This window comes from Rhodopila globiformis (genome assembly GCF_002937115.1).
Classification (GTDB): domain Bacteria; phylum Pseudomonadota; class Alphaproteobacteria; order Acetobacterales; family Acetobacteraceae; genus Rhodopila; species Rhodopila globiformis.
The window spans coordinates 1-25,019 of record NZ_NHRY01000267.1 but is presented as its reverse complement, the minus strand read 5'-3'; the positions used below and the strand labels follow the sequence as shown (position 1 = coordinate 25,019).

The 25,019-nt window shown below is 67.6% G+C and carries 23 protein-coding genes and 1 pseudogene; 14 read left to right on the top strand and 10 right to left on the bottom strand.

Annotated elements, in window-relative coordinates; translation table 11 throughout:
- Positions 1–16: 16 nt before the first annotated feature.
- Both CCS01_RS29805 and CCS01_RS29800 read right to left on the bottom strand, forming a co-directional pair.
- Positions 17–589 carry a cysteine dioxygenase family protein gene (locus tag CCS01_RS29805; protein ID WP_104522454.1) on the bottom strand — a complete coding sequence of 191 codons (573 nt, stop codon included), beginning with the start codon at positions 587–589 and terminating at the stop codon, positions 17–19.
- A 413-nt stretch (positions 590–1,002) separates the two neighbouring features.
- The gene (locus CCS01_RS29800) at positions 1,003–1,218 is read right to left on the bottom strand and encodes a hypothetical protein (protein ID WP_104522452.1); all 216 of its coding nucleotides are present in this window, start codon (positions 1,216–1,218) and stop codon (positions 1,003–1,005) included.
- 280 nt (positions 1,219–1,498) lie between these two features.
- Here CCS01_RS29800 and CCS01_RS29795 point away from each other — a divergent pair, with 280 nt between their 5' ends.
- Positions 1,499–2,209 carry a hypothetical protein gene (locus tag CCS01_RS29795; protein ID WP_104522450.1) on the top strand — a complete coding sequence of 237 codons (711 nt, stop codon included), beginning with the start codon at positions 1,499–1,501 and terminating at the stop codon, positions 2,207–2,209.
- A gap of 73 nt (positions 2,210–2,282) precedes the next feature.
- A complete protein-coding gene (locus tag CCS01_RS29790; RefSeq protein WP_104522448.1) occupies positions 2,283–2,972 on the top strand; it encodes a peptidoglycan DD-metalloendopeptidase family protein in 690 nt (229 codons plus the stop codon).
- 89 nt (positions 2,973–3,061) lie between these two features.
- Here the strand turns inward: CCS01_RS29790 and CCS01_RS29785 are convergent, their stop codons facing one another.
- The 3 genes from CCS01_RS29785 to CCS01_RS29775 form a co-directional block, all read right to left on the bottom strand.
- The gene (locus CCS01_RS29785; RefSeq protein WP_158258679.1) at positions 3,062–3,562 is read right to left on the bottom strand and encodes a GNAT family N-acetyltransferase; all 501 of its coding nucleotides are present in this window, start codon (positions 3,560–3,562) and stop codon (positions 3,062–3,064) included.
- Positions 3,563–4,369: 807 nt separating this feature from the next.
- Positions 4,370–5,575 (bottom strand): acyl-CoA dehydrogenase, encoded by a 1,206-nt coding sequence (locus CCS01_RS29780; RefSeq protein ID WP_104522444.1) that lies wholly within the window; start codon positions 5,573–5,575, stop codon positions 4,370–4,372.
- A complete protein-coding gene (locus CCS01_RS29775; RefSeq protein ID WP_408887521.1) occupies positions 5,572–7,485 on the bottom strand; it encodes a DEAD/DEAH box helicase in 1,914 nt (637 codons plus the stop codon). Before CCS01_RS29775 ends, CCS01_RS29780 begins: the two co-directional genes overlap by 4 nt.
- A gap of 358 nt (positions 7,486–7,843) precedes the next feature.
- On the opposite strand from CCS01_RS29775, the gene CCS01_RS29770 reads away from it, so the two are divergent.
- Positions 7,844–9,400: a PAS domain-containing protein gene (locus CCS01_RS29770; RefSeq protein ID WP_104522442.1), complete on the top strand. Its 1,557-nt coding sequence runs from the start codon at positions 7,844–7,846 to the stop codon at positions 9,398–9,400.
- Between the two features lie 514 nt (positions 9,401–9,914).
- Here the strand turns inward: CCS01_RS29770 and CCS01_RS29765 are convergent.
- Genes CCS01_RS29765 through CCS01_RS29755 form a run of 3 tightly spaced genes read right to left on the bottom strand, consistent with a single transcriptional unit; the run spans position 9,915 to position 11,129 of the window.
- Positions 9,915–10,622 (bottom strand): LrgB family protein, encoded by a 708-nt coding sequence (locus CCS01_RS29765; RefSeq protein WP_104522440.1) that lies wholly within the window; start codon positions 10,620–10,622, stop codon positions 9,915–9,917.
- The gene (locus CCS01_RS29760) at positions 10,615–10,986 is read right to left on the bottom strand and encodes a CidA/LrgA family protein (protein WP_104522438.1); all 372 of its coding nucleotides are present in this window, start codon (positions 10,984–10,986) and stop codon (positions 10,615–10,617) included. The genes CCS01_RS29765 and CCS01_RS29760 overlap by 8 nt, the downstream gene beginning before the upstream one ends.
- Positions 10,965–11,129, bottom strand: coding sequence for a hypothetical protein (locus CCS01_RS29755; RefSeq protein ID WP_104522436.1), 165 nt, complete (start codon positions 11,127–11,129; stop codon positions 10,965–10,967). Before CCS01_RS29755 ends, CCS01_RS29760 begins: the two co-directional genes overlap by 22 nt.
- A gap of 284 nt (positions 11,130–11,413) precedes the next feature.
- Here CCS01_RS29755 and CCS01_RS29750 point away from each other — a divergent pair, with 284 nt between their 5' ends.
- The 4 genes from CCS01_RS29750 to CCS01_RS29735 all read left to right on the top strand — a co-directional run bounded on the left by CCS01_RS29750 (position 11,414) and on the right by CCS01_RS29735 (position 15,997).
- Complete coding sequence (locus tag CCS01_RS29750; RefSeq protein WP_104522476.1) at positions 11,414–12,223, top strand: SDR family NAD(P)-dependent oxidoreductase; 810 nt, start codon at positions 11,414–11,416, stop codon at positions 12,221–12,223.
- Between the two features lie 240 nt (positions 12,224–12,463).
- Positions 12,464–13,474, top strand: coding sequence for a sugar ABC transporter substrate-binding protein (locus tag CCS01_RS29745; protein WP_104522434.1), 1,011 nt, complete (start codon positions 12,464–12,466; stop codon positions 13,472–13,474).
- A gap of 7 nt (positions 13,475–13,481) precedes the next feature.
- The gene (locus tag CCS01_RS29740; protein WP_104522432.1) at positions 13,482–14,987 is read left to right on the top strand and encodes a sugar ABC transporter ATP-binding protein; all 1,506 of its coding nucleotides are present in this window, start codon (positions 13,482–13,484) and stop codon (positions 14,985–14,987) included.
- Positions 14,984–15,997, top strand: a complete 1,014-nt coding sequence (locus tag CCS01_RS29735; RefSeq protein ID WP_104522430.1) for an ABC transporter permease — start codon at positions 14,984–14,986, stop codon at positions 15,995–15,997. Before CCS01_RS29740 ends, CCS01_RS29735 begins: the two co-directional genes overlap by 4 nt.
- 98 nt (positions 15,998–16,095) lie before the next feature.
- On the opposite strand, the gene CCS01_RS29730 is transcribed toward CCS01_RS29735, so the two are convergent.
- Complete coding sequence (locus CCS01_RS29730) at positions 16,096–16,317, bottom strand: hypothetical protein (RefSeq protein WP_104522428.1); 222 nt, start codon at positions 16,315–16,317, stop codon at positions 16,096–16,098.
- 470 nt (positions 16,318–16,787) lie between these two features.
- On the opposite strand from CCS01_RS29730, the gene CCS01_RS29725 reads away from it, so the two are divergent.
- Complete coding sequence (locus CCS01_RS29725) at positions 16,788–17,039, top strand: type II toxin-antitoxin system Phd/YefM family antitoxin (RefSeq protein ID WP_104522426.1); 252 nt, start codon at positions 16,788–16,790, stop codon at positions 17,037–17,039.
- Positions 17,040–17,447: 408 nt separating this feature from the next.
- On the opposite strand, the gene CCS01_RS33300 is transcribed toward CCS01_RS29725, so the two are convergent.
- Entirely contained in the window at positions 17,448–17,645 is a 198-nt protein-coding gene (locus CCS01_RS33300; RefSeq protein WP_146102027.1) for a hypothetical protein, read from the bottom strand.
- A gap of 919 nt (positions 17,646–18,564) precedes the next feature.
- On the opposite strand from CCS01_RS33300, the gene CCS01_RS29720 reads away from it, so the two are divergent.
- The 6 genes and pseudogenes from CCS01_RS29720 to CCS01_RS35570 all read left to right on the top strand — a co-directional run.
- Positions 18,565–20,010 carry an FAD-linked oxidase C-terminal domain-containing protein gene (locus CCS01_RS29720; RefSeq protein ID WP_104522424.1) on the top strand — a complete coding sequence of 482 codons (1,446 nt, stop codon included), beginning with the start codon at positions 18,565–18,567 and terminating at the stop codon, positions 20,008–20,010.
- A 2-nt stretch (positions 20,011–20,012) separates the two neighbouring features.
- Positions 20,013–21,209 carry an FAD-binding protein gene (locus tag CCS01_RS29715; RefSeq protein WP_104522422.1) on the top strand — a complete coding sequence of 399 codons (1,197 nt, stop codon included), beginning with the start codon at positions 20,013–20,015 and terminating at the stop codon, positions 21,207–21,209.
- A 2-nt stretch (positions 21,210–21,211) separates the two neighbouring features.
- Entirely contained in the window at positions 21,212–21,484 is a 273-nt protein-coding gene (locus CCS01_RS29710) for a hypothetical protein (RefSeq protein WP_104522420.1), read from the top strand.
- A 7-nt stretch (positions 21,485–21,491) separates the two neighbouring features.
- Positions 21,492–22,799 (top strand): glycolate oxidase subunit GlcF, encoded by a 1,308-nt coding sequence (gene glcF, locus CCS01_RS29705; RefSeq protein ID WP_104522418.1) that lies wholly within the window; start codon positions 21,492–21,494, stop codon positions 22,797–22,799.
- On the top strand, positions 22,799–23,455 hold the full coding sequence (locus CCS01_RS29700) for a tetratricopeptide repeat protein (protein ID WP_104522416.1): 657 nt from the start codon (positions 22,799–22,801) through the stop codon (positions 23,453–23,455). Before glcF ends, CCS01_RS29700 begins: the two co-directional genes overlap by 1 nt.
- A gap of 1,429 nt (positions 23,456–24,884) precedes the next feature.
- Positions 24,885–25,019 (top strand): annotated as a pseudogene (locus CCS01_RS35570) (sulfite exporter TauE/SafE family protein); the annotation flags it as partial.

Here is a 25,019-nt window from a genome sequence, read left to right as displayed (position 1 = left end):
GCAAGCGTTTCGGCGGTCACGCTGGTTCGGCGTAGCCCGAGATGAACGTCTTCGGCGCGCCGGTCTCCAGGTCGAACGCCGTGCGCGGCAGCGTGCCGATATTCGCGCCATAGACGTGGATCGAGACCGAACTGCTGTCGGGCAGGGCGTTCTCCACCGTGTGAATGTCGCCGATACGGGGCGAGACCGCGGTGATCTGGCCCGGCGACAGCCTGTGCCGCTTGCCTGCGATCAAATGACCATTGGGCGCCAGGGTGTAATCCTGGGCGATCTCCTTGCCGCGCAGCATGCCGACAAGGCCCCAGACGGTGTGATTGTGCACCGGCGTCCGCTGTCCCGGGCCCCAGACGAAGCTGACGACGCAGAACCGCTCCTGCCGGTCGCAATGCAGCAGGTATTGCCGGTAGCGCAGCGGATCAGGTGCGGCGAAGGGCTCGGGCAACCAGTCGTCCTGCGCCACCAGGGTTGCCAGCAAGGCGCCGCCGCGCTGCAGGATCACGTCCTCGGCCGGCGCCGTATCGAGCAAGCGGGTGAAGGCAGCGATGAACTGGCCAAGCCGCGGTGGACTGGGACTGGTCTGGCTGCACATCCTCGCCTCCATCGACGACGCGGCGGCTGCCGCGCCCGCGTGATACCTGGGAACGCGGCGCGTATGGTGGCACACGGATGCGTTGGCCAGCGAGGGATAGCCACGCCGCCGGCTTCAATTCTGCCGGCGTTTGGTCTGTTCAGGTTGGGGTCTCGGTTGCCTGATGTTCCTGGAATAGTTATTAAAACGGAACCAATAGGACAATTTGCACATGTGCCAGCCTGATGGATGGCGCGGTCGTTGCCCTGTCGTCATGCCAGACGCAGTCCCGGCATCCACGTTCTGCAGCGCCCAACCAGACAAAGCATGAATTGCGGCCCGGAGCCTGTACCCGGGCTCATGTCCCGCGTCGCCGCCATGACGAAGAGGCGGCGCGCGGCGCGCGGCCTCCAGCGTCCTGGCTGCGGTGTGGATCAGCTGCCGCGCTTGCTCCAGAAGTTCCAGAATGGCACTTCGCGCGCGGACTTCTCGGGATGCGCCGTATTGGTGTTGTGACGCTCGGCGAGCTGCTGCTGGACCCACTTCTGTCCATACATCGGCTCATGGATACCGGCGCCGATGCCCTGCGCGCTGGCGGTGCCCACGCCAAGAGCCAGCGCGGCGGCCGCGGCAAGAATCATGGTTTTCATCGGAAAATCTCCAGTAGTCGGGCGGGATGTCCGGCTTCCGCGACTCAGATAGGCTTGCCCGGGCGTGATCATTACTGGGAATCTCCGCATTGGATTTATGCGCCAGGCGATGAGGCCACCCCGGCGGGCGATTGCCGATGATGGCCGTCTGTTGCTGGCGCCGCCCCGGATCGGCAACCCGCCGGCGGCGCGTCTGTTGCGACACCGATTTGATCTGCATCAAACCCCGGGCGCGCCGTCGAGTCCAGGCTGTGCGCAGCCTCCAGCGCAGAGACGAGCCATGCCAACCAACCCCGGCTACCAGACGATCGTCGACGAGATCTGTCATTTCCGGTGGTCCGAAATCGACCGCAGCGAACTGCTGGCGGTGTCCCAGGCCTGCTACTACTTCTCGGTACAGTTCTGCGAGACGGTGGAAATCGCCTGCCGGCTGCATCCGTTCGATCATCTGCTGGCCGAACTGCGGGAAGGGCGCTGCAACAGCGATGACCTGTCCCCGTATCCCGGCGTGGCCGAACCGAGCGAGAAGCTGAACCACGGCGAGTTCATGCGCCGCGTCCTGGCGCTGTCGAGCCTGGACCGGGAGACGCGGGGGCGGATCGAGCGGCTCGGCGCGGCCTATCTGGCGGAAATCCGCCGCACCGGCGCCGAAACCCGTGTCAGGAGCCTGCCAAGCTACGAGGACGGCGGGCTGGAGCGGATCTTCAGCGCGGTGCTGCGGGCGCGTGACTGGGACGAGCCCTCGCTGGCGGCGTTCCGGCATTTCCTGGTCGGCCTCGTCGACCTGGACAGCGACCCCGACTTCGGCCACGGCGCGCTGTGCCGCCATCTGGTCCCGGACGACCGGATCGAGCCGCTGTGGCGCGCGTTCCGCGACCTGCTGATGCAGGCCGCGCCCGGCCTCGCCACGCATCCGGCGGCGGCGGACGGCGTTCCCGTTACCCGGGCGCGAGCCCTGGCTGCCCGGGCAGCCGCCGGTGAAAGGCGGTAGCCTGCGGCGCCGTGAGACGATACTCAGGCGGCGGCGGGTCCGCCCCGGGCCCCATTCCCGGAGCATCACGACCATGCCGCAGGCGCCCTGGATATTCCCGACACTGGCCGATCGGCGGTGGATCGAGGCGGATCTGGATGCGCTGGCCCGTGCCGCCTTCCCGGCAACGGACGGCGTCAACCCGTTGAACGATCCCTGGTTCTGCGATCGCTGGGTGGCCGAGGCAGCCGCCCGGCTCGGCGCTGATCATTGCTGGGGCGGATGGCTGGAGGACCGCGCGCATCTGTGGCGGGGACACTACCTGCCGGAGGGCTGCACCATCCACCTGGGCATCGACCTGAATGTGCCGGTGGGAACCCCGGTGCTGGCGCCGGTTTCGGGCGAGGTCATGCACGCCGTGCCGTGCCGCGCGTCCGGCGGCGGCTGGGGCGGCTGGTTCGTGCTGCGCGCCGATGCACCCGAGGGCGGGGCGGCATACGTGCTGCTGGGACACCTGGCGCATGCCTCGTTGCCGCAGGCCGGCGCCCGGATAATCCGCGGCACGCCGATCGGCGTCATCGGCGCGCCGCGCGAGAACGGCGGCTGGTATCCGCATTTGCACCTGCAGGCGCTGTCGGGCGAGGCCTGGGAGGCCGTGCAGCATGCGCCCGACACCCTGTTGGACGGCTACGGCTATCTGGGCGAGGCGCTCGGCCGGCTGTTTCCCGATCCGGCTCCGCTGGCGGGATTGCGCGGGCGATCCCGGTTGCGCCCGGACGGATGAGCGGACGCACTCCGCACCGGGCGGCGGCATGGCGAAGCGCGCAGCCGCGCCATGCCGCCGGGGTCACGTCGCCAGAGTCGCCGCCAGAGTCACGCCGCCGCTTGCGCGATCGCCGTGACGGCAACCGGCACCGGCGGGATGGGGGTGCGCGGCGTCATGGCCTCGGCGATGGGCTTCACCACCGGGATCTCGGTGGGATTGCCGGTGCAGCCCACCCACCGCTGCGGCGCGAAGCCGTGGCGGGTGTAGAAGCGGTAGGCATCGGGCACGGCATTCAGGCAGATCATGTCCGCGCCGGCATCCGCGGCGAACGCTTCCGCCATGGCGAGCATGGCGGAGCCAAGGCCATCCCCTTGCCATGGATCGTCGATGGCGACGAGGCGGAATACGGCGTGGCCGTCGGGCTTGAGGTCGATCCGGATGGTGCCGACGACCTGCCCATCGGCCAGGAACACCAGCGGGTGGTTGGCGGGATCGCGCTCGTCGGGGTGGTTGGGGTCGTATTCGAAGTAGTACGGCGTGCCTTTGCCGTTATACTTCTCAAACAGGCAACGCTTACGGATGTCGTGGTAGCGGGCCCATTCACGCAAGCTCCGCGGGGCGCGGAGCCGAAGACTTCGAGGGCGCACAGGGCGGCCCTTCTGCTGTTTCGTGGGCGGTGCGTCCGGCACCGCTCTTGTCGCGGGAAGCAGCTTACAGCGGCGCTCGTGGCGGAACTATGAAATTGCGGTGTCCAATTGTAATGCGGAAGCGTTCTGGCCGGGCGGGCGGAGGTCGTGCCGGGTCATGCCCCATAAAGTTGGCCGGCTCCCGGCGTCGGCACCGCAACAGGGAGCCGACGCGAAATAACCGCTTCAATTGGCGTCACGAGGGCCACGGCGGAGAAATATCTGGCATTCCCGTCCCGCCGGCCGTCACGGCTGCCCGGACGGGGTTGTGGGCGGCGGTGCCGATGGGGCTATGACCGGGGCCGATTTGCCCGCGCATTTTCAACACGGAGAAAGCGCGGAGGGCGAGGAGGGCCACGGAGAAAAGCGGATACTGCGCTTCGCGCGAAGCGCCTGATGCTCCTGTCGCTTGCCAGCCGACGCTTGCCAGCCGACGCTTGCCAGTCGGACGCTTGCCAGTCGGACGCTTGCCAGCCGGACGCTTACCAGTCGGACGCTTGCCAGCCGGACCCCGCAGCCGCCGTCCCGCGAAAGCCCTCCGAGGCCCACCGCCGCCCTCCGCGCTTTCTCCGTGTTGAAAATCAGCCGGCGAAGCAGCACCGGCGGCGAAAGCTACGCACCGCCGGCAACCCGGTTGGGCGCTCCGCCAAACAGAGCGTGGAGCACCAGGTCGCCAGCGTGTTCTGCTCGTTCCGCTTATACGCCAAGCCCGTCCGCCCTGCCGGCGCGTCAGCCGCCGAAGGCAGACAGCCCAGTCTGCGCGCGGCCCAGGATCAGCGCATGCACGTCGTGCGTGCCTTCGTAGGTGTTCACCGTCTCCAGGTTCATCACGTGCCGGATGACGTGATACTCGTCGACGATCCCGTTGCCGCCGTGCATGTCGCGCGCCACCCGGGCGATCTCCAGAGCCTTGCCGCAGTTGTTGCGCTTCAGCAGGCTGATCATCTCCGGCGCCGCGTCGTGCGCGTCCATCAGCCGCCCCAGCCGCAGCACCGCGTGCAGGCCCAGCGTGATCTCGGTCTGCATGTCGGCCAGCTTCTTCTGGATCAGCTGCGTCGCCGCCAGCGGGCGGCCGAACATCATCCGCTGCATGGTGTAGTCCCGCGCCGCGTGCCAGCAGAACTCCGCCGCCCCCAGCGCCCCCCAGGCGATGCCGTAGCGGGCGTTGTTCAGGCAGGAGAACGGGCCGCGCAGCCCCTTCACCCCCGGCAGCATGGCCTCCGCCGGGACGAACACGTCCTGCATCATGATCATGCCGGTCACCGAGGCCCGCAGCGAGAATTTTCCTTCGATCTTCGGCTGCGCCAGGCCCTTCGTGCCGCGTTCCAGGATGAAGCCGCGGATGTCCCCGGCGTCGTCCTTGGCCCAGACCACCAGCACGTCGGCAATCGGCGCATTGGTGATCCAGGTCTTCGAGCCGTTCAGCACGAAGCCGCCGTCCACCTTCTTTGCCCGCGTGCGCATCGACGCCGGGTCGGATCCCGCATCCGGCTCGGTCAGGCCGAAGCAGCCGACAAGCTCGCCGCTGCGCAGTCCCGGCAGGTATTTCTGCCGCTGGTCCTCCGACCCGAAGGCGTAGATCGGGTACATCACCAGCGAGGACTGCACCGAAAACGCCGAGCGGTAGCCGGAATCGACCCGCTCCACCTCGCGCGCGATCAGGCCGTAGCTGACGTAGTTGACCCCGGCGCAGCCGTAGCCCTCCAGCGTCGCGCCGAGGAAGCCCATCTCGCCGAATTCGTTCATGATCGCCCGGTCGAACGTCTCCAGCCGGTTGGCCATCAGCACGCGGGGAAACAGCTTCTCCTGGCAGAAGGCGTGCGCGGCGTCGCGGATCGCCCGTTCGTCTTCCGAAAGCGCACTGTCCAGCCGCAGCGGATCATCCCAGGCAAAATGCGTGAAATGGCTCTTGCGTTGGACAGGGGCATCATTCATGCGTCGCTCTCTCTGCTCTCGGACGATGTTCTTGGCCTGGCGCGCACCAGCATGAAGGCCGGGATGTCGTCGCCGAAGCCGACAACCGCCGGTCCCAGGTCATCGTCGCGCCGATAGCGGCGAGGTTCGTCGCGCCGGTAGTCGCTGCGCGGTGCTTCCTCCCGGCGTGGCTCGCGCTCGCGCCGTGCGTCGCCGCGGGCCGGGGCACGCTCGGTTGCCACCGGAGGCTCGGCCTGCGGCACCGCCTCGGGCACCGGCTTCGCGGCACGCGACCGGGTCCGGACAGGCTTTTCCTTCGCCTCGCGCGTCTTGGCCGGCTTCTTCGGCTCCGCTGCCTTGCGGCCGCGCCGCTTGCGCCCGTCCTTTTCCGCCCAGTCCACCGGGTCGAGGCCTTCCACCACCACCGGTGGGATGGCGTGGCCGATGAGCTTCTCAATCTGTTCCACGGCGTAGCGGTCTTCCGGCTCGGCGATGGTGAAGGCACGCCCTTCCAGGCCCGCCCGGCCGGTGCGGCCGATGCGGTGGACGTAGTCCTCGGCGTGGATCGGGACGTCGAAGTTGAACACGTGCGACAGGCCGCCGATGTCGATGCCGCGGGCGGCGACGTCGCTGCACACCAGCAGCCTCAGATCGCCGGCCTTGAATTTCTCCAGCGTCTGGAACCGCAGCGTCTGCGCCATGTCGCCGTGCAGCGCGCCGGCATCGAAATGATGCCTGGTCAGCGACTTGTACAAGATGTCGACGTCGCGCTTGCGGTTGCAGAAGATCAGCGCGTTCTGCACGTTTTGTGAGCGAACCAGCCGCCGCAGCGCCTCGCGCTTGTCGTGCTGCGCCACCAGCGCCAGGCCCTCGGTGATCGTGGTGGCCACCGAGGCGGCGCGCGAAACCGCGATCTCCTTCGGGTTGGTCAGGAAGGCATCGCCCAGGCGGCGGATCTCCGGCCCCATGGTGGCGGAGAAGAACAGCGTCTGTCGCGTCTTCGGCAGCAGCGAAACAATCCGCTCGACGTCCGGAATGAAGCCCATGTCCAGCATCCGATCGGCTTCGTCGATCACCAGGAGGCGGGTGTCGGACAGCAGGATCGAGCCGCGGTCGAACATGTCCAGCAGGCGGCCGGGGGTGGCGATCAGCACGTCGACCCCCTTCATCAGCAGGTCCTTCTGGTCGCTCATGCTCTCGCCGCCGATGATCAGGGCGTGGTTCAGTTTCAGGTACTTGCCGTACTGGACAAAATTTTCGGCGACCTGCAACGCAAGCTCACGCGTCGGCTCCAGGATCAGGCTGCGCGGCATGCGGGCGCGGGCGCGCGAGCCGGCGAGGATGTCCAGCATCGGCAGGGTGAAGCCGGCGGTCTTGCCGGTACCGGTCTGGGCGATGCCCATCACGTCCCGGCCCGCCAGAACGGACGGAATCGCCTGTTCCTGGATCGGCGTCGGGTGGCGGTAGCCCATGTCGGCAATTGCCCGCAGCACCTCATCCGACAGGCCGAGATCGGAGAACAGGGTCCGCACCGGCTCCGGCGGCGGGCCTTCGGCGATCGGAATGGCCCCGGCGTCCTGCGGCTCGTCCCCGCTGGCGTCCTGCGGCTCATCCGCGGTGGCAACCACGCGGGCTTCCTGCGGCTCGTCCGCGGTGGCGATCATGCCGGCTTCGTGCGGCTCATCCGCGGTGCCGATCATGCTGGCTTCCTGTGGCTCGTTCCGGCTCTCCACCGGCGCGCGGCCGCCGGAACGGTCCTGCGTGCCCGCCTCGGCGACTTCGCCCACCGGCTCATCCGTCTGGTCCTGCATGGCGGTTTCCGGTTCGGAGCCGGCCGGCGCGGCGACGATCGCTTCCAGGTCGGTCGGGTGCCGTGAGGCGGTGGTTGCTTCGGTCAAATCCGGTCCAGTCGATGGCGTGTGTGCGGTCATGGCGCAAAATTGCGCGCTTTGGTCAAACGCGAGTCCCGAGTGCGGCGTGCCTGCATCCGCCCACGCGACGGGCGCGGTATCGGGACTACAAGACCAAAAGTCAAGGATAGACCGTTGAACCAGCACGTCTTGCCCGTCCAGGGGCGCACGGGGGCCGGTCGGGTCATCTTCGTCTGCCCCAGATGGTCATGCCGCGGACCGGATCAAGGGTCGCCGATGCGGGATCTGCCGAAGAATCCGTGTCGCGGCGGGGCCACGTTCATATTGCCATACCGATATAATCAGAATTACAAAACATTGCCGCGCGGCGGCGTCGCCCGGCACGGCGGACCATTCAGCCAACTGGTTCATCAACGGCATGAGTTACAGCGCCAAGCGCCGCCGGCACCGGCGAACAGGGTCCACGCGCTACCAGCAATTCCAGCCTGTTCCGGCACCGCTGGCCGCGCGCAGCCGGCTCCGCGCCGGTGATCTCGTGACCGGTGGCGCCATCGTCGTCGTCGCGCTGGCTCTGGTGGCGCTGATCTGGCTTGTCACCGGCCGCGCCATCCAGGACCAGAACCGCGACGTCCGCGAGCGCGCCGAGCAGGTGCTGGCCGGCCAGGCGGCGATCATCGCCGAGACCGTGTCGCATGAGCTTATGATGATCGACCAGAGCCTGTCGATCATCCAGGATGCCTGGGCGCAGAACAGCGCCCCGGTGAACCTGGTCAAGTGGCGGCAGAAGCTGCCGGCCCTGACGGCGGTCGCCGCTGACGTGTTCATCAGCGACGAGCGGCATGTCATCCGCCAGGATATCATCCCGCAGGCCGTCGGTCAGAGTGTCCGCGGCGCCTACACGGCGCTTCCGGACGGCACGCTCGAAACCCTGCAACCCGACGGCACGGCGAAAGCGGACAGCGTGGCGGCGCAGGCGTCGGGCGGATCGCCGATCGAGGCGCGGCGCTACCTGATGTATATCATCCGCGGACTGGACCATCCGGCGGGCTGGCTGCTGGGCGCGTCGTACCGTCCTGTCGAGCTGACCCGGTTGTTCGCGCAGGCCGGGCTCGGCTTCAGTGCCATCGCCGCCCTGGTGGACACGCACAGCGGCGCCCTGCAGGCCGTCGTCGGCCCGGCGGCGCGCCAGCCGGACCAGGATATCTCGAACACCCCGATGTACGGCGCGATCAGCCGTTCGTCCGCCGGCACCTGGCTTGGCCCGACCGGCATGGACGGCGTGATCCGGCTGCATGCGTTCCATCGTGTCGGCGACCGCCAGGTGATGGTCGTCGTCGCCGCCGGCTGGGCGGAGGTGATGGCGCCGGCGAACGCGCTTGCCGCCACGGCGCGTGGCGTCGCCGGGGCCGCCACCGAGCTGGTCCTGCTGGTTGCCGGGGCGCTGTCCTGGGGCCTTGCGGCGTTGCGCAGCTATCGCCGGCACGAACGCTTGTATGAGCGCAGCAAGATCGAGCTGGAACGGCTGCGCGCGGATGAAGCCAGCAGCGGCGCCCGGGCCCAGCGCGATGCCGCCCGGATCGACGCCGTTGTCGCCAATGCCTCGGACGGGATCGCGCTGTTCGACTCCGGCTTGCGGCTGACCCGGTGGAACACGGCCTTTGCCCGCGTTTTCGGCCTGGCGTTGCGGGAGGACATGCCGCTTGAGGCGCTGGTGCGGGAACCGCTGGCCGGCGACGGGGCCGATCCCGCGGCGGCGGACCGCGTCGCCATCCTGTGCGCCGGGGACGCGGCCGGCCTGCCGCAGCGCGGTCCGGATGGGGAGGAGTTGATCCTGCGCGGCCTGCCGCTGCCGACGGGCGAACTCGTGCTGCTGCTGAACGGCTTCGCCACTTGGCAGCCGGCGCCACTGCCTGTGGAGGCCGCGCTGCCCGAGCCGGCGCCCGCGCCGCCGGCCTTGGTGCTGATCGATTGGTGACTGGAAGGGGGGGAGGTGGTGCCTCGCCGGCGGCGGCGGGGTGGGTGATGGGGCTGTCGGTTCGCACAGAGGAAAACGGAGCACTGCGGAGGGCCCCCGAGGATCAGGGGGACTTTGCGCGGCGGCGTGCGGTTGTTGCTGTTGTGGCAGGGCGATTGATCGGTCCGGCGGGGCGGCGGTGTTTGGCGCCGGAGAGCGCAATGGTGCCGGCCGCCATGCACGCCGTGCGGTGCTGCTGTTGGCAGAAGGCGTGGATGGTGGGCCTGCGGCCGCCATAATGATGGAGGAACGCGCCGGGCCGCCGGGCAAGTCCCTGATTTCGCGGTTGTTTCCAAAGTGTGTGCATCCAGTGGGGGAGCACCGGCCGCGCGCGCTTTCCGCCATCGCGGTGCCGGCGCGCCAACTGCCAACTCTGTGGTTGCGTCGTTGGACGCTATAGCCGCACGTCCGTTTCCGGTGGCTCTCGATCAGCCGGGACGCGGGCGCAGCCGTCCGGACAGGCTCTGCCGTCGCGCTACAGCAGCAGCGGCACCAGGACCGCGGTCAGCAGCGCGTTGAGGCCCATGGCAATCCCGGCGAAGGTGCCGGCCAGCGGATCGACCTGGAAGGCGCGCGCGGTGCCGATGCCGTGCGCGGCGAGGCCGGCGGCAAAGCCGCGCGCCCGCTTGTCGCGGATTCGCAGCAGGTCCATCAGCGGCGTGACGATGATCGCGCCCAGGATCCCGGTCAGGATCACCAGCACCGCGGTCAGCGCGACGTCGCCGCCGAGGCGGCCGGAAATGCCCATTGCCACCGCCGCGGTCACCGATTTCGGCGCGATCGAGGCGACGATCACCGGCGACGCCCCCAGCGCCCGCGCGACCAGAATCGCCGACAGCGCCGCGGTGACCGAGCCCGCCAGCAGCGCGCAGGCCATCGGCAGGATCGCGCGCAGCACCAGGCGGCGGTTCTGGTACAGCGGAATGGCCAACGCCACGGTCGCCGGCCCGAGCAGGAAGTGGATGAACTGCGCGCCGTTGAAATACGTGGCATACGGCGTGCCGGTGACGCGCACCAGCAGGCCCACCAGGCAGACCGACATCAGCACCGGATTGGCCAGCGGCGGTCGGCGCAGTGCATCGGCGATCCGGACGCACAGGCAATAGGCCAGGATCGTCACCGTCAGCCACAGCAGCGGCGTCCGCGCCAGATACACCCACAGGGCGAAAACTTCGTTATTCACCGGTCCACCGTGCCACGACGCTGAAAACCCAGGCGGTGACCGCCATGCCAAGCACCGTGGACGCCACCACGGCCACCGCGAGCGCCAGCGCGTTGCTGCCCAGCACGTCCAGGCGCTGAATCACGCCGACGCCGGCGGGGACGAACAGCAGCGACAGATGCGACAGGATGCCGCGGCCGGTCGTCTCGAACGTGCCGTCGCGTAGCTCGGTTGGCATCCAGCGGACCAGCGCATCGCGCGCCAACAGCAGCAGCACGCACAGCGCCATGCCGATGACCGGCCCGGGGACGGGAATGCCGGTGCCGCGGGCGATCGCCTCGCCGATCAGTTGGCACAGCAGGATCAGGCCGAGGCTGAGCAGCATGGCGGCCTCACGCGCGCCCGGCCGGCGCGGCGGTGCCCTGGCTGGCGCGCCATCGCGACGGCCTGGCGGGCGAAGGAGTCGTTCAGTTCCATCAGGTCCACGTCATGCAGCGTCAGGCCGATCCTGGCCAGCGGTTTCTGCACCGCCGGCGCCTACGAAACCGAATTTTCATAGGAGCAAACCACCATTGACAGGCGGAGACGAGACCGACTTCCGGTTGCCCGAGGTGGATTCAAATTGCTGGATATTCTTTCAGCCTGACCGGTGAAGCTCGGAACGCGCCCGCAATATGATGTCGTAGTGTTCCGATATCGAATCTTTCCTGCCGCTGGCCGCGCCAGCTGCCTCGCCGTTCACCGGCCGAGCCTTGCGCGGATGCCGGGCCGCGTTACTCTCGGACCGGCAGGAGGGAACGAAGATGCTCAGCATGGCAGGAAAAGTGGCCATCGTCGCCGGCGCCGGATCGGTCGGCCCCGCCGGCAGCACGATCTGGGGCAACGGCAAGGCGACCGCGGTCCTGCTCGCGCGACAGGGCGCATCGGTGTTCCTGCTCGACATCAACGACGCGGCGATGGCCGAGACAAAGGCGATCATCGACGGCGAAGGCGGCACCTGCGCCACCCACCGCTGCGACATGATGGTCGCCGCCGAGGTCCGGGAAATGGTACAGGCCTGTATCGACCGCTTCAGGCGCATCGACGTCCTGGTGAACAATGTCGGCGGTTCCGCCCCCGGCGATCCCGTCGCCATGGACGAGGAAACCTGGGACCGGCAGATCGGCTTCAACCTGAAAACCGCTTTCCTGGGCTGCAAGTATGTGTTGCCGGTGATGGTGGAGCAGGGCAGGGGGGCGATCGTCAACATCGCCTCGGTGGCGGGGATGCGGAACGATTATCTGAGCGGCCGATCGCATGTGGGGTACAGCGCGTCGAAGGCGGGGGTGATCCAGTTGTCCCGCTCGGTCGCCGGCACCTATGCGAGGAAGGGCATCCGCGTGAACACCGTGGTGCCGGGGCTGATGCACACGCCGCTGGTGGAATATCGCCTGGCCCGCACCGTCGGCGGCAACGACGCGCAGAAACTGATCGAGGCGCGCAATGCGGCGGTGCCGATGGGGCACATGGGTGACGCCTGGGACGTCGCGCACGCCGTGCTGTTCCTGGCGTCCGACGAGGCCCGCTTCATCACCGCGACCGAAATCATCGTCGACGGCGGCAGCACGGCATTCATGCCCTGAGGCGCCATGCGTGGACAGCCGGACGGCGTGGCGTTGCCGCAACCGGCACCTGTCAGGATGGTTACAGATTGGAATGAAATTATCCAAGCGAACCAAACAAACGGGCCGCAGCACACCTTAAATCACGATGCCGTCACTAAGCCCGGGGCGGAACCCTTTCCGGCCGTTAACGGCGGCCCACCGGATTGCGGGGCACAAGGCCCGGCATTATCGTCCGGGACAAGAACAGGGGGAACGGCAATGGCCAGGCGCAGGGACATTTTGCAGGGCTCGCTCGGCGGTATCGGGATGGCACTGGCGGCGTTCGGCATCGACCCGGCGCTGGCGCAGGAAATGGGCAAGGTCGCCGGGCGATCGGAAAAGCCGCTGAAAGCCGCGTTCTCCAACGCCGGCCTTCAGGCAACCTGGTGCGCGCAGGGCAAGCAGGCGGCGGAATACTGGGGAAAGCTGTTCAACGTGGACGTGACGTGGTTCGACGGCGAACTCGCCGCCCAGAAGCAGCGCGCGGCCGTTGACAACCTCGCTTCGCAGAAATGGGACTTCGTGGCGATCCAGGCGTTCGGCATCGGCACGCTGACGGCGCCGGTCAACAGGCTGATCGACGCCGGCACGCCGGTCATCGACATGGACACGCTGATCGCCCCGCTGAATACCATCAACGTGCACAGCTTCCTCGCGCCCGACAACGAGTTCATGGGCGCCTCGGTCACCCAGGCGCTGGTGGACGCCATCGGCGGCGAGGGCACCATGATCATGACCCAGGGCGCCCTCGGCCACACCGGCGCACAGGGCCGCGCGCGGGGATTCCGTTCCGTCGTCAAGAAGTATCCGAAGATCGACGTGCTGGACACCCAGCCGGCCGACTGGGACGTCACCAAGGTCGCCCGCATCTGGGAGACGCTGCTGACCAAATATCCGAAGATCAGCGCCGCCTATTTCCATAACGACGACATGGCTCTTGCCGCCTACAACGTGATGAAGGCGCACAACCGCACCGAGATCAAGATCGGCGGCTGCGACGCGATGCCGCCGGCGCTCGAAGCGGTCAGCGACGGCCGGATGCTGGCCACGGTGCGCAATCCGTCGTGCCGCATCCATGGCGGCGCGATCGTCGCCGGCGTCGCCGCGGTCGTTACGGGAGAAAAGACCGGGCCGGAGGGCATTCCAAAGAACATCATCGTCGATGGTCCGGTGGTCACCAAGGCCAACGCCCCTGGCCTGATGTGGATGGAACGCCACTTCCTGATCTGACCGACCAGTGCCGGATCCCATCGCGCCGGAGGTGATCGCGCTTTCAGGCGTTACCAAGAGCTTCGGCGGCGTGACGGCGCTGCGCGGCGTGGACTTCTCGCTCGCCGCCGGCGAGATCCACGGCCTGGTGGGGGAAAACGGCGCGGGCAAGTCGACGCTGATGAAGATCATCGCCGGGGTGCACACCGGCTACCTCGGCGAAATGCGTATCGATCGGCAGCCGGTTCATTTCGCCTCGCCACGCGACGCCCGCGCCGCCGGCATCGGCATGGTGCACCAGGAACTCGCCATCATGCCCGACCTGAGCGTGGCGGAGAACGTCCACATGGGCGCCCTGCCGCTGCGCAAGAGCGGCCTGCTGGACTGGCCGGGCATGCGCCGCGGCGCCGCCGAGCATCTGGCAAACCTGGGGATCGACATCGATCCGCGCACGCGGATGGGCGACCTGCCGCTCGGCCTGCAGCAACTGGTGGAAATCGCCCGCGTGCTGTTCTCCGGCGCCAGGATCATTATTTTAGACGAACCAACCTCCGCCCTGGCGCCGCCGGAGGTGGAACGACTGTTCAGCGTGCTGCGGCGGCTGCGCGACGCCGGGCGCAGCATCATCTTCATTTCGCATTTTCTCGACGACGTGCTGGCGATCTGCGACCGGGTCACGGTGTTCCGCAACGGCCACGCCATCGCCACCGAGCCGTGCCCGCGCATCAACAAGCGCTGGATCATCGACCGGATGATCGGCGCCGGGCACGAGGCGCTGGAGGAAACCTACCTCACCGGCATCACGCTGCGCAGCAAGCCGGACGCCCCGGTCGTGCTGCAGGTCGAGCACCTGGACCGCCCGGGCACCTACCAGGATGTCTCGCTGCGTGCCCGGGCGGGCGAGGTGCTGGGCATCTACGGCTTTCTCGGCTCCGGGCAACTGGAGCTTGCCCATACCCTGTTCGGCCGCCTGCGCGCCTCGCGCGGACGCATCGCGCTGGATGGGAAACCGGTGCGGCTGGCGTCCACGACGCAGGCGCGGCGGGCCGGCATCGCCTTCCTGCCGGAGAGCCGGCGCATGATGCTGTTCGGGTCGGAGCCCGTGTTCAAGAATGTAACGATCTCGATCCTGGACCGCATCGGCCGCGTGTGGCTGCGCCCGCGGGTGGAACGCAAAATCGCTGCCGATCATGCGGCGAGGCTGCGCATCCGGCCGCCGGACGTGCAGCGTGCGCTGCGCACGTTGTCCGGCGGCAACCAGCAGAAGGTGGCGCTGGCCAAGTGGCTGACGCACCTGCCGCGCGTGCTGGTCCTCAGCGAGCCGACGCGCGGCATGGATGTCGGCGCCAAGGACGACGTGACCAAGATCGTCCGCGGCCTGGTGCGGCAGGACATCGCGGTGATTGTCGTTTCAGCCGAACCGGAAACCATCCTGTCGCTGGCGGATCGGATTCTGGTGATGAAGAAAGGAAGGATCGTGCGCGAATTTGCCGATGAGCGGGTCAGCAAGGATCGGCTTTTGGAAGCGTCATGAGCGAACAGATCGCCGTATCCCGCGCAACCATGCGGCTACAGGGGCAGTTGCGCAACATCGCGCCGTTCCTGACGCTGCTTCTGCTGGTGGCGTTCTTCTCGATCGCCAGCGACTCGTTCCTGAGCTTCGGCAACCTGCAGAACATCCTGACGCAGATCTCGGTGACCGGGATCATCGCCGTCGGGCTGACGTTCGTGATCCTGTGCGCCGAGATCGACCTGTCGGTGGCGAGCATCGCCAACGCGACCGGCATCGTCGTGGCCTGGTTCACCGTGCAGGACCCAAGCGTAACGATCGCCAACGTGCCTCTGCCCGGCTGGGCGGCGATCATCCTCGCGCTGGCGGTGTGCGTCGCCCTGGGCGCGGTCAACGCCTTCGGGCTGACGCGCATCGGCATCCCGAGCTTCATCATGACCCTGGCGATGCTGCAGATCGCAGCCGGGATCTGCGCGCTGCTGGTGCGGGGACAGATCGCCTATGCCGTGCCGCCGCTGATCGCGACGCTGGGATCGCGCTCGATCGGGCCGGTGCCCTGGATCGTGATCGTAACGGCGATGTTCCTGCTGGCCGGGCATGTCGTGCTGACCTATACCCGTTTCGGCCGCTACGTTTACATGACCGGCGGCAACCGGGAGGCGGCGGAATATTCCGGCGTCAACGTACGGGCCATCCTGTCGGTGGTGATGATCATATCGGCGGTCTGCTCGGGCGTCGCCGGCATGCTGGGCGTGGCGTATTTCGGTAGCGCGCAGCAGAACGAGTTCGATACCTACCTGCTGGACAGCATCTCGGCCGTGGTCGTCGGCGGCACCAGCCTGTTCGGTGGCCAGGGCGGGATCGGCAATACGATCATCGGCCTGTTCGTTCTCGGCGTGCTGAACAACGGCCTCGATCACGTCAACATCGACAGTTTCCTCAAGATCCTGATCCGGGGGCTGATCCTGCTGGTTGCATTGGTCATCAACGTCTATGCGCAACGGATCCGCGGCGCGGCAGGCGGGACGGGCTGACGAACCAGTGCGCTCCCCTGCGCATCGGGACGAGGCGGGTCCGGAGCAAGCCGTGGTGGCCGCGACCGTTCTCTCTCATGATGCGACGCGGGCCGCCGCTATGCCTCCGGCCCGGTTGGCCGCGGCCGCTTCGAGATCATTGCGGCCAGGCATGCCTGTCCGGCTTGATAGGCCGCCTCCATGCTGCGGAACCGCTCGGCCGACACCTGCACCGGGGCCGGCGCGCCGAACCGGTGCACTTCCCAGTTGAACGGGGCGGCGCCGACGTGGGTGCGGCGGATGACGACGCTGAGGGCCAGGGTTTCTTTGCTGGTACGCATGGGGTCATTCCTCCTTTTGATGGGCATGTGATCCCACAGGACGACACGGGTGGCTGTGACCGAGGACACTTCGCCGGCATTTGAGCGAGCGCCGCGCGGCCGGCCGATGTCGTCGTTCTTGAGATTCAATCAGCCAGGTGCGGCTACGTTCCATACCGCCGGATGGCGCCTTGCCGACGAATGCCGGCCGAGAGGGGGGGCACGGCCGCCCTCGGGCATCCCGACTATTGATGACGCGGTTCCGGGTTTTTGCCCTGGCGCGCCTTCCCATCCCCGATGTCGATAGCAGGGGCGGCGGTCATCGATTCGGCACGAACCGTAGTAAGAGTGAGTTTTCGTGGTCCTGGCCAGATCACGATATCATCGCCTGACACTTTCGCATCCAGATGTTAGATGCCGCTGTCTCATTTTATAGATGGGCGCGGCTGTCGATACCAAGCTAGAGTGCTTGGCCCCGTATGGAGACTCCTATGCGTGCCGTCGGTGCCCTCGAAGCGGCGAATGGATTTGGCCAGTTGCTTGATATCGTCGAGCATGGCGAAGAAGTCGTGATCACGCGTCACGGCAAGGAAGTTGCTCGCATCGAGCCCGCCCGGCAGCCGATCAACCGGGAGGAGGTGCGGGCTGCCGTTCAGCGCATCCGGGCTCGTGCCGAGCAGCGTAAATTCGGCTCGTTCGAGTGGGCCGAATGGAAGGCCGACCGGGATGAAGGGCGCCCGTGAGTCTGGTGCTCGACAGTTCGGCGACATTGGCGAGAAAAGGCCGATTCGATCCGCCCGTATTCGATTGCCGGTCAGGTTAAGGCGGTTGATCAGCCTGTCCCGAACAGGCCCGGCGGCTACAAGCGGCCAGGAATGTTCGCCGTTTCATAGAACACAGCCGCGATCACAGGCGGACGAGTGGTGGTGTAGGCAATCCAATACCGCCCGGACTTTACCCACGCTCGTCCCGGCCGGGCGAGTTGGGGGTATGGTCTCGGGGCAGGGAACGCAGCTCTGGGGCAGCTTCGATCATACGGCTTGCCTGTTCCAAGGCGCCGATCAATGCTCGGATCGCTTCCGGGCGCTCACGGTCTTCGTAGTGCTGACGAAGTTCCCGAAATTGTCGCGCCGCTCGCGCCGTGAAGCCAATCAACGTCCGGCTGCATCCTTTCGCGCGCATTTCGCGGCGGAAGCTTTTGCTTCAAGCCGAGCGAGGCCATCACGCAGGTCGCGCATGGCGACATCGCCCGGCACAACGCGGCCAGCCGCGAAGTCAGCATCACTTTCGGCAAGAACCTCAAGCAATTCGGGTGGCGGATGCTTCGCAGAGGACGGTGTGTCGTTCATGGCGGCTATCGTAGGGCGATCGTGTTGGACATTCCAGTGCCGGATCGCAGACCGCTCGGAATTGCTTCATGAAGAATCATGCGGCTGAAGATGGAACGCCAGGACACGACGCTTGCCGCCAAATTATTCGACTGCCATACGTGCCAAGGGTCCTGTCATACGAGTGGTCAAACGATCGTTCGGGGCTTTGACCAAGTGACGCTTCCAGGTGGACGTGCGCAAGCACATTCCAATAGGCACGAATCGCAAGGACGCGTTTCGACCTGGAGCTTGCTTGATTGAACGAGCCTTGAATTCTGGAGCGCCTGCTGTGCGGCTGGAAACCGGCACCGCATGCATTGGTGGATGAGTGAGAGGCGGGCCCTCTTGTTCCGGCATGGTTGCAGTCTGCTGTGGTGCGTCCCTGGCGGGGGCAGCGCGGATGATGGCGTATTTCTGTTCGCACAGAGAAGAAGCCGAGGGGCATGGAGGGCTACAGGGGATCAGGGCGACCTCGCGCGGCCCGGTGCGGATGGCGCCATCGTGGCAGGCTGTTTCACCGATCCGGCCATGCGGCGATGCCTGGCGCCGCATGGCCCGGCAGTGCTGGCCGTGACGCTCATGGTCTTTTCTCCGTGGCCCGCCGCGGTCCTCCGCTTTCCTCTGTGGTTACATTTTGGACGACCTTGCCGCACGCCCGCCGCCGTTGGCACTCCCCCAGCCGACATGATTCGCTCTTGTCTCGGCTACGATCGGCATGACCGAAGGCTCGCGCGGATTCCGGGGCCGGGCGTCTCCGATGAGCTGGGCCAGCCCTGCCGGACGGACGGTTGCCGACTGCACGTCTGCCCCACCGCTTTCCCTTCGCAATCCCACCCTGGCATCACCCCAAAAAAGCGCTATCTTCCAACAACGCCACTGTTGCAGGAAGGAACCCGCCATGATCCGTCAGCCGCCGCCCAAGCCTGATGTGATGGCCCGCCGCGACAGTATCGTCGCAGGCCTGCGCGCCCTGCTGCCCGAAAGCGGCGTCATCGCCGAACCCATCCGGCTCAAGCCCTACGAAACCGACGGCCTGTCCGCCTACCGCCAGCCGCCGCTCGCCGTGGTGCTGCCGGAGACCACCGAACAGGTCGCCGCAATCCTTCGCTTCTGCCACGAGAACGGCGTTCGCATCGTGCCCCGCGGCGCCGGCACCTCGCTGTCCGGCGGCGCCCTGCCGATGCAGGACGCGGTGGTCGTCGGCATGATGCGGATGAACCAGATCCTGGACATCAACTTCGGCGACCGCACGGCGGTAGTGCAAGCGGGGGTGACGAACATCGGCATCACCAATGCCGTCGCCGGCGCCGGCTTCTTCTACGCCCCCGACCCGTCTTCCCAACTCGCCTGCATGATCGGCGGCAACGTCAACATGAACTCCGGCGGCGCGCACTGCTTGAAATACGGCGTCACAACCAACAACCTGCTCGGCCTGAAGATCGTCACCATCGACGGCGAGGTCATCGACATCGGCGGCGATCACCTCGACGCCGCCGGCTACGACTGGCTCGGCCTGCTGACCGGCAGCGAGGGCCAGCTTGCCGTGATCACCGAGGTCACCGTCCGCATCCTCCGCTCCCCCGAAGGCGCCCGCGCCATGCTGGTCGGCTTCCGCTCGAATGAAATCGCCGGCGCCTGCGTCGACGCCATCATTTCCTCCGGCATCATCCCGGTGGCGCTGGAATTCATGGACCGTCCCGCCATCCACGCCTGCGAGGCCTTCGCCCACGCCGGCTACCCGCTGGACGCCGAGGCGATGCTGATCATCGAGGTGGAAGGCTGCGTCGAGGAACAGGACCGCCTGCTGGGCCAGATCACCGAAATCTGCAACAAATTCGACCCGATCAGCCTGAAGGTCTCGCAGTCGGCCGAAGAGTCGCTGGCGATCTGGAAAGGCCGCAAGGGCGCGTTCGGCGCCGTCGGCCGCATCAGCCCCGACTACCTGTGCATGGACGGCACCATCCCCACCAGCCGCCTGCCCGACGTGCTGCGGCGGATCCAGGAGATGTCCGACAGCTACGGCCTGAAGGTGGCGAACATCTTCCACGCCGGCGACGGCAACCTGCACCCGCTGATCATGTTCGACGCCAACGACCCGGCCAGCTTCCACGCGGCGGAAACCTTCGGCGCCGACATCCTGAAGCTGTGCGTCGAAGTCGGCGGCTGCCTGACCGGCGAGCATGGCGTCGGCGTGGAAAAGCGCGACCTGATGCCGGTGCAGTTCCAGGCGCACGAACTCGACCAGCAGCGCCGCATCAAGTCCGCCTTCGATCCGGACTGGCTGCTGAACCCCAGCAAGGTGTTCCCGTTGACCGAACCCGAAGCCGCGGCGCAGGCGGCCTGAGCGTGACCATCTCGACTGAGGACGGCATCGTCGCCGCCGTCGCCGAGGCGGTCCAATCCCGCGAGCCGATCCTGGTCCAGGGCAACGGCACCAAGTCGGGCATGATGCGCCCGGTGCAGGCGGCGCGGACGATCTCCACCGCCGCCCTGTCCGGCATCACGCTGTATGCGCCGAAGGAACTGATCCTCTCCGCCCGGGCCGGCACGCCGCTGCCGGAGATCGAGGCGGCGCTGGCCGAGGCCGGCCAGTACATGATCGCCGAGCCCCCCGACCTGTCGGCGCTGCTCGGCAGTACCGGCAAACCACAGACCTTGGGCGGGATCATCGCCACCAACCTGTCCGGCCCGCGCCGCGTCGCCTGGGGCGCGATGCGCGACCACGTGCTGGGCATCCGCGCGGTCACCGGGCGCGCCGAGGTCATCCGCTCCGGCGGGCGGGTGCTCAAGAATGTCACCGGCCTCGACCTGTGCAAGCTGCTGACCGGCAGCCACGGCACGCTGGGCATCATCACCGAGATCACCTTGAAGGTGCTGCCCGCGCCGGAGGCAACCGGCACGCTGGTGCTGCCGGGGCTGGATGCCGTCGCGGCCGTCGCCGCGCTGTCGAATGCGCTCGGCTCGCCCTACAGCGTCTCCGGCGCCGCCTGGCTGCCGGCGGAGGCTGTCGCTACCATCCCCGCGCTGGCGGAACTGCGGCAATCGGCGGCGCTGATCCGGATCGAGGAGTTCGCGCCCTCGGTCGCCTACCGCATCGCCCGGCTGCGCGACCAGTTCGCGGTGGCGGGCGCGCTGACGCTGGATACCGAAACCTCGCGGACGGTCTGGCGCGATGTCCGCGACGCCCAGCCGCTGGCGGCGCGACCGGAGGACGCTGTCTGGCGCGTCTCGGTGCGCCCGTCCGCGGGGCCGTCGGTGCTGGCAGCGCTGCGCCCGCATGGCGTCGGCGGCTTCCTCGACTGGGGCGGCGGCCTGGTTTGGCTGGCCGGTCCGGCCGATACGGCGACCCACCTGGCGGTGGAGGCGGCGGCGCAGGCGGTGAAGGGCACCTGGACCCTGTTGCGCGCGCCGGACGCGCTGCGCGGCGCCGTCCGTGTGATCCCTGATGAGCCGGCCGCGCTGGCCCGCATCAGCCGGCAGGTGAAAGCCGCCCTCGACCCCGCCAATATCCTCAATCCCGGTCGGCTTTACGCAGGAGCCTGACGATGATCTTCATGCCTGCCTGGATCACCAACATCCTGTTCCTGGTCACCATTTATCTGTCGGGATACCAGCACGTGCAGTTGCGGCGGCCCAACTCGGTCACCAATATCCAGTTCCTGATGATGGCCTTCTGCCTGGCGATGATCGTGATCGTCGCATTCTACAACCGGGTGAACCCGTGGCTGTCGCTGGCCTTCCTCGTCACCGCCGTCACCTGCCTGGGCGTCATGATCCGCCAGCACCGCATGCTGCCGCCCACGCAAGCATTTGAGTAGCGCATTCATGCAGACCAGTTTCACCGCCGAACAGTTGCGCGACCCCGACACCGCCGTCTCCAACACGGTGCTGCGGACCTGCGTCCATTGCGGCTTCTGCACCGCCACGTGCCCGACCTTCGTGCTGCTGGGCGACGAGCTCGACAGCCCGCGCGGGCGCATCTACCTGATCAAGGACATGCTGGAGGCCGGGCGCCCCGCCACCGAGGACGTGGTGCGCCACATCGATCGCTGCCTGTCCTGCCTGTCCTGCATGACGACATGCCCCTCGGGCGTGAACTACATGCACCTGGTCGATCACGCCCGCGCCTATATCGAGCGGACCTATCGCCGCCCGCCGGCCGAGCGCTTCCTGCGCCGGGTGCTGGGCGTGGTGCTGCCGCGGCCGCGCCTGCTGCGCGCCTTGCTGTCCGCCGCGCGGCCGGCGCGGCCGCTGGCCGGGCTGATCCCGGGCGACTCCATGCTGGCGCAGCGGCTGCGCGCCATGCTCCGGCTGGCGCCGGCGACGGTGCCGGCCGCCAGCCCGACGGAACGGCCCGGCGTGCATCGCGCCCAGGGCACCCGCAAGGCCCGCGTCGCGCTGCTGGCCGGCTGCGCCCAGCAGGTGGTGGACCCGGCGATCAACGAGGCGACCATCCGCCTGCTGACCCGCCTGGGGGTCGAGGTCGTGGTGCCGCAGGGTGCCGGCTGCTGCGGCGGGCTGAACCACCACATGGGCCAGCACGACCCGGCCATGGCCCTGGCGCGCGCCAACATCGACGCCTGGAGCCGCGAGGCGGCGGGGGAGGGGCTGGATGCGGTGATCATCAACGCCTCGGGCTGCGGCACCACGGTCAAGGACTACGGCTTCCTGTTCCGCTCGGAACCCGATGCGTGGCGGGAGAAGGCGGAAAAGGTTGCTGCTCTGGCCCTGGATATCACCGAGTTCCTGACCCGCTTCGGCTATGCGCCGGCACGACCGGCGCCGGACCTGACCGTCGCCTATCATGCGGCGTGCAGCCTGCAGCACGGCCAGCAGATCACCGGCGAACCGAAGGCGCTGCTGAAGCGCGCCGGGTTCCGCGTGGTGGAACCGAAGGAGCCGCATCTCTGCTGCGGCTCCGCCGGCACCTACAACCTGTTGCAGCCGACCATTTCGCACCGGCTGCGCGCGCGCAAGCTGGAGAACCTGAAGGCGACGCAGCCGGACCTGGTCGCCGCCGGCAATATCGGCTGCATCACCCAGTTGGCGGGCGATTCGCTGCCGGTGGTGCATACGGTGGAACTGCTGGACTGGATGGCCGGCGGGCCGCGTCCGGCCGGGATACCGGGCTGATGGCCCGCGGGCGGCCCTGGCTGGCGGTGGCGGGCTGGCTGCTGGCTGCCTGCCTTGCCGCCCAGGCCCAGCTTCCTGCCGACAAGCCTCCTGCCGATAATCCTCCCGCGGTCAGGTCCCCCGCGGACAAGCCGCCGGTAGGCGGGCCGCAGGCGGACACGCCGGCCGCGCGGCGGCGGGCCGCCGTCAACCGCCTGCTGGACGCCCTGAAGACGGCGCCGGACGAGCAGGCGGCGATGATGCTGGAAGAGCAGGTGCAGCAGATCTGGCTGCACGCCGGCACGCCGGCGGTGACCCTGCTGATCAGCCGCGGCCTGCGGTCGCTGCAGGCGGGCCAGACGGACGAGGCGGTGGATTCGCTCTCGGACGCCATCATCCTGCAGCCCGATGACGCCGAGGCCTGGCACCAGCGTGCCATCGCCCGCTTCCATGCCGGTGACGTGACGGGCGCCATCCGCGACCTGGAGGAAACCATTAAGCTGGAGCCGCGCAACTTCGCCGCCTTCCGCACCCTGTCCGAGATCGCCGCGTCGCGGCAGGACTGGAAAGGCGCCTACGCTGCCTGGCAGAAGGTGCTCGAGATCGATCCCAGGACTCCCGGCGGCGAGGAAAAGCTGCGGGATCTCCGCAAGCACGCCCTGGGCGAGGACACCTGACGATCATAAGCGCGCCGGGTCGCCGACACCGGCAAGATGCCCGGACGCCGCGACAGGAAGCCGCGTTCCGCGGCCGCACGCGCGTCCGCTCCGGCGAGGCAGGGAACAGGGTGCTGTCTTGAGTCCCGCGCGATGTCCCGAGGAAGTGGGAGATTTCCCAGTCTGAGTGGACCGCTGGCAGGACGCGGTTCGCCGTCCTGTGCGGCGGCTCGTTCAGCCTTTCATGGGACATCGCGGTGACATCAGACTTTCATGCAATTGTCGTGACGAGCTCCGGGTTTGCACGGGCCGCCGGTTTGGCGGCAGCGCATGAAAGGATACTCGCCACGGTGCCTGCCCCGGACGCCGGGACCGTCACCGGCTGGGGCTGGCGCTGGCCCGGGCACGAGGACGATGTTGCCGGCGCGGCGCCTTGTCCGCGGCCTTCGGCGCGGCAGCCGGCCAGCGCTGCCGCTGTGCGGAGCCGTATTCGCAAGGCGGGTCATGGGCCGTGGCCGATACTCTATCAATCGCAACCAATGTCACTGTCCTGCCGGGTGGGGCTCTTCTTCAGTCACTGGGAGCGTGGCGGGGATCGAGCGCCCCATGAACTCTCAAGTTTGCTACAACATCCATTTCGCATGATGATTGCTAAATTTCTGAATGTTTCGCCGATAATTCCCGTATTGCGTGCAAGAGCGCGGCGTTCGGGGAGACATGCCTTGGCTGTTCAGGCGATTGCCCTGGTTGCGTCGGCAGCGGGAAGGGGCTAAACATTGCGGCATGTAATCAGATGCGTGGCCGTCAGGATTTTCCGCCAGACGCACCGCTTCCAGGATACGAAATGATCATGTTGGCTTTCGGTGCAACTTCGGACTTTTGCTGGGGGCTACGGCAGCCTTGCCCCGGCGGCGCCGCGGCAGGTGATCATTGTAACGACATTGGATGCCGGCCGCTGTCGCTGGCAGACGCATGGGCGTTGAAACTGGCAGGGCGGCGGCACGGGCGTTGCCGTAACGTCATGGTGGGTAAAGGGCTGCTGTGACGATGCAGGCGGTTCGTCCACGGCTGGAAGCCTGTCCTGGCGCCAATGCGGTGGCAGCCGGTCGTTTGTACGCCGCAAACGTTGCGCCAGGCTGAAGCATCCGGACCATGAGGGAATCGCTTGCTCACGTCACCAGGCGCCGGGAGATCGAAATACCTGGCGCGGGTGCCTCCAGGCGGAACGGTTCTGGCGCATCCGGCCGATCGCAGCGTGGCCATGCCGTTCGGTCTGTGTCGGGCGAACGAGGGGCCCGGTGGCCGGGCGAGAAGCTTTGTTGCCTGATGTCATAACGATGTCAGACGAAAATGGACAATGCCGGGGTGACAGGAGGCATCGGATGACACCAACGAGCGCCGGGCTGCTGCCACTTTCCGCGTCACGCGGGACTTGTGTCAGTCGGTGACGATGGGGGCGGTCTACCCATCGGTCGGCTTTGGCATCGGCATGCTGGTCGGGCTGACCGGGGTTGGCGGCGGCTCGCTGATGACGCCGCTGCTGGTGCTGCTGTTCGGCATCCATCCCTCGGTCGCGGTCGGCACC

Bases quoted from the DNA above. Each gene is read 5' to 3' on its own strand.
- CCS01_RS29805 (WP_104522454.1), bottom strand. From the start codon at position 589: ATGTGCAGCCAGACCAGTCCCAGTCCACCGCGGCTTGGCCAGTTCATC.
- CCS01_RS29800 (WP_104522452.1), bottom strand. From the start codon at position 1,218: ATGAAAACCATGATTCTTGCCGCGGCCGCCGCGCTGGCTCTTGGCGTG.
- CCS01_RS29795 (WP_104522450.1), top strand. From the start codon at position 1,499: ATGCCAACCAACCCCGGCTACCAGACGATCGTCGACGAGATCTGTCAT.
- CCS01_RS29790 (WP_104522448.1), top strand. From the start codon at position 2,283: ATGCCGCAGGCGCCCTGGATATTCCCGACACTGGCCGATCGGCGGTGG.
- CCS01_RS29780 (WP_104522444.1), bottom strand. From the start codon at position 5,575: ATGAATGATGCCCCTGTCCAACGCAAGAGCCATTTCACGCATTTTGCC.
- CCS01_RS29775 (WP_408887521.1), bottom strand. From the start codon at position 7,485: ATGACCGCACACACGCCATCGACTGGACCGGATTTGACCGAAGCAACC.
- CCS01_RS29770 (WP_104522442.1), top strand. From the start codon at position 7,844: ATGAGTTACAGCGCCAAGCGCCGCCGGCACCGGCGAACAGGGTCCACG.
- CCS01_RS29760 (WP_104522438.1), bottom strand. From the start codon at position 10,986: ATGCTGCTCAGCCTCGGCCTGATCCTGCTGTGCCAACTGATCGGCGAG.
- CCS01_RS29750 (WP_104522476.1), top strand. From the start codon at position 11,414: ATGGCAGGAAAAGTGGCCATCGTCGCCGGCGCCGGATCGGTCGGCCCC.
- CCS01_RS29745 (WP_104522434.1), top strand. From the start codon at position 12,464: ATGGCCAGGCGCAGGGACATTTTGCAGGGCTCGCTCGGCGGTATCGGG.
- CCS01_RS29735 (WP_104522430.1), top strand. From the start codon at position 14,984: ATGAGCGAACAGATCGCCGTATCCCGCGCAACCATGCGGCTACAGGGG.
- CCS01_RS29730 (WP_104522428.1), bottom strand. From the start codon at position 16,317: ATGCGTACCAGCAAAGAAACCCTGGCCCTCAGCGTCGTCATCCGCCGC.
- CCS01_RS29725 (WP_104522426.1), top strand. From the start codon at position 16,788: ATGCGTGCCGTCGGTGCCCTCGAAGCGGCGAATGGATTTGGCCAGTTG.
- CCS01_RS33300 (WP_146102027.1), bottom strand. From the start codon at position 17,645: ATGAACGACACACCGTCCTCTGCGAAGCATCCGCCACCCGAATTGCTT.
- CCS01_RS29720 (WP_104522424.1), top strand. From the start codon at position 18,565: ATGATCCGTCAGCCGCCGCCCAAGCCTGATGTGATGGCCCGCCGCGAC.
- CCS01_RS29710 (WP_104522420.1), top strand. From the start codon at position 21,212: ATGATCTTCATGCCTGCCTGGATCACCAACATCCTGTTCCTGGTCACC.
- glcF (WP_104522418.1), top strand. From the start codon at position 21,492: ATGCAGACCAGTTTCACCGCCGAACAGTTGCGCGACCCCGACACCGCC.
- CCS01_RS29700 (WP_104522416.1), top strand. From the start codon at position 22,799: ATGGCCCGCGGGCGGCCCTGGCTGGCGGTGGCGGGCTGGCTGCTGGCT.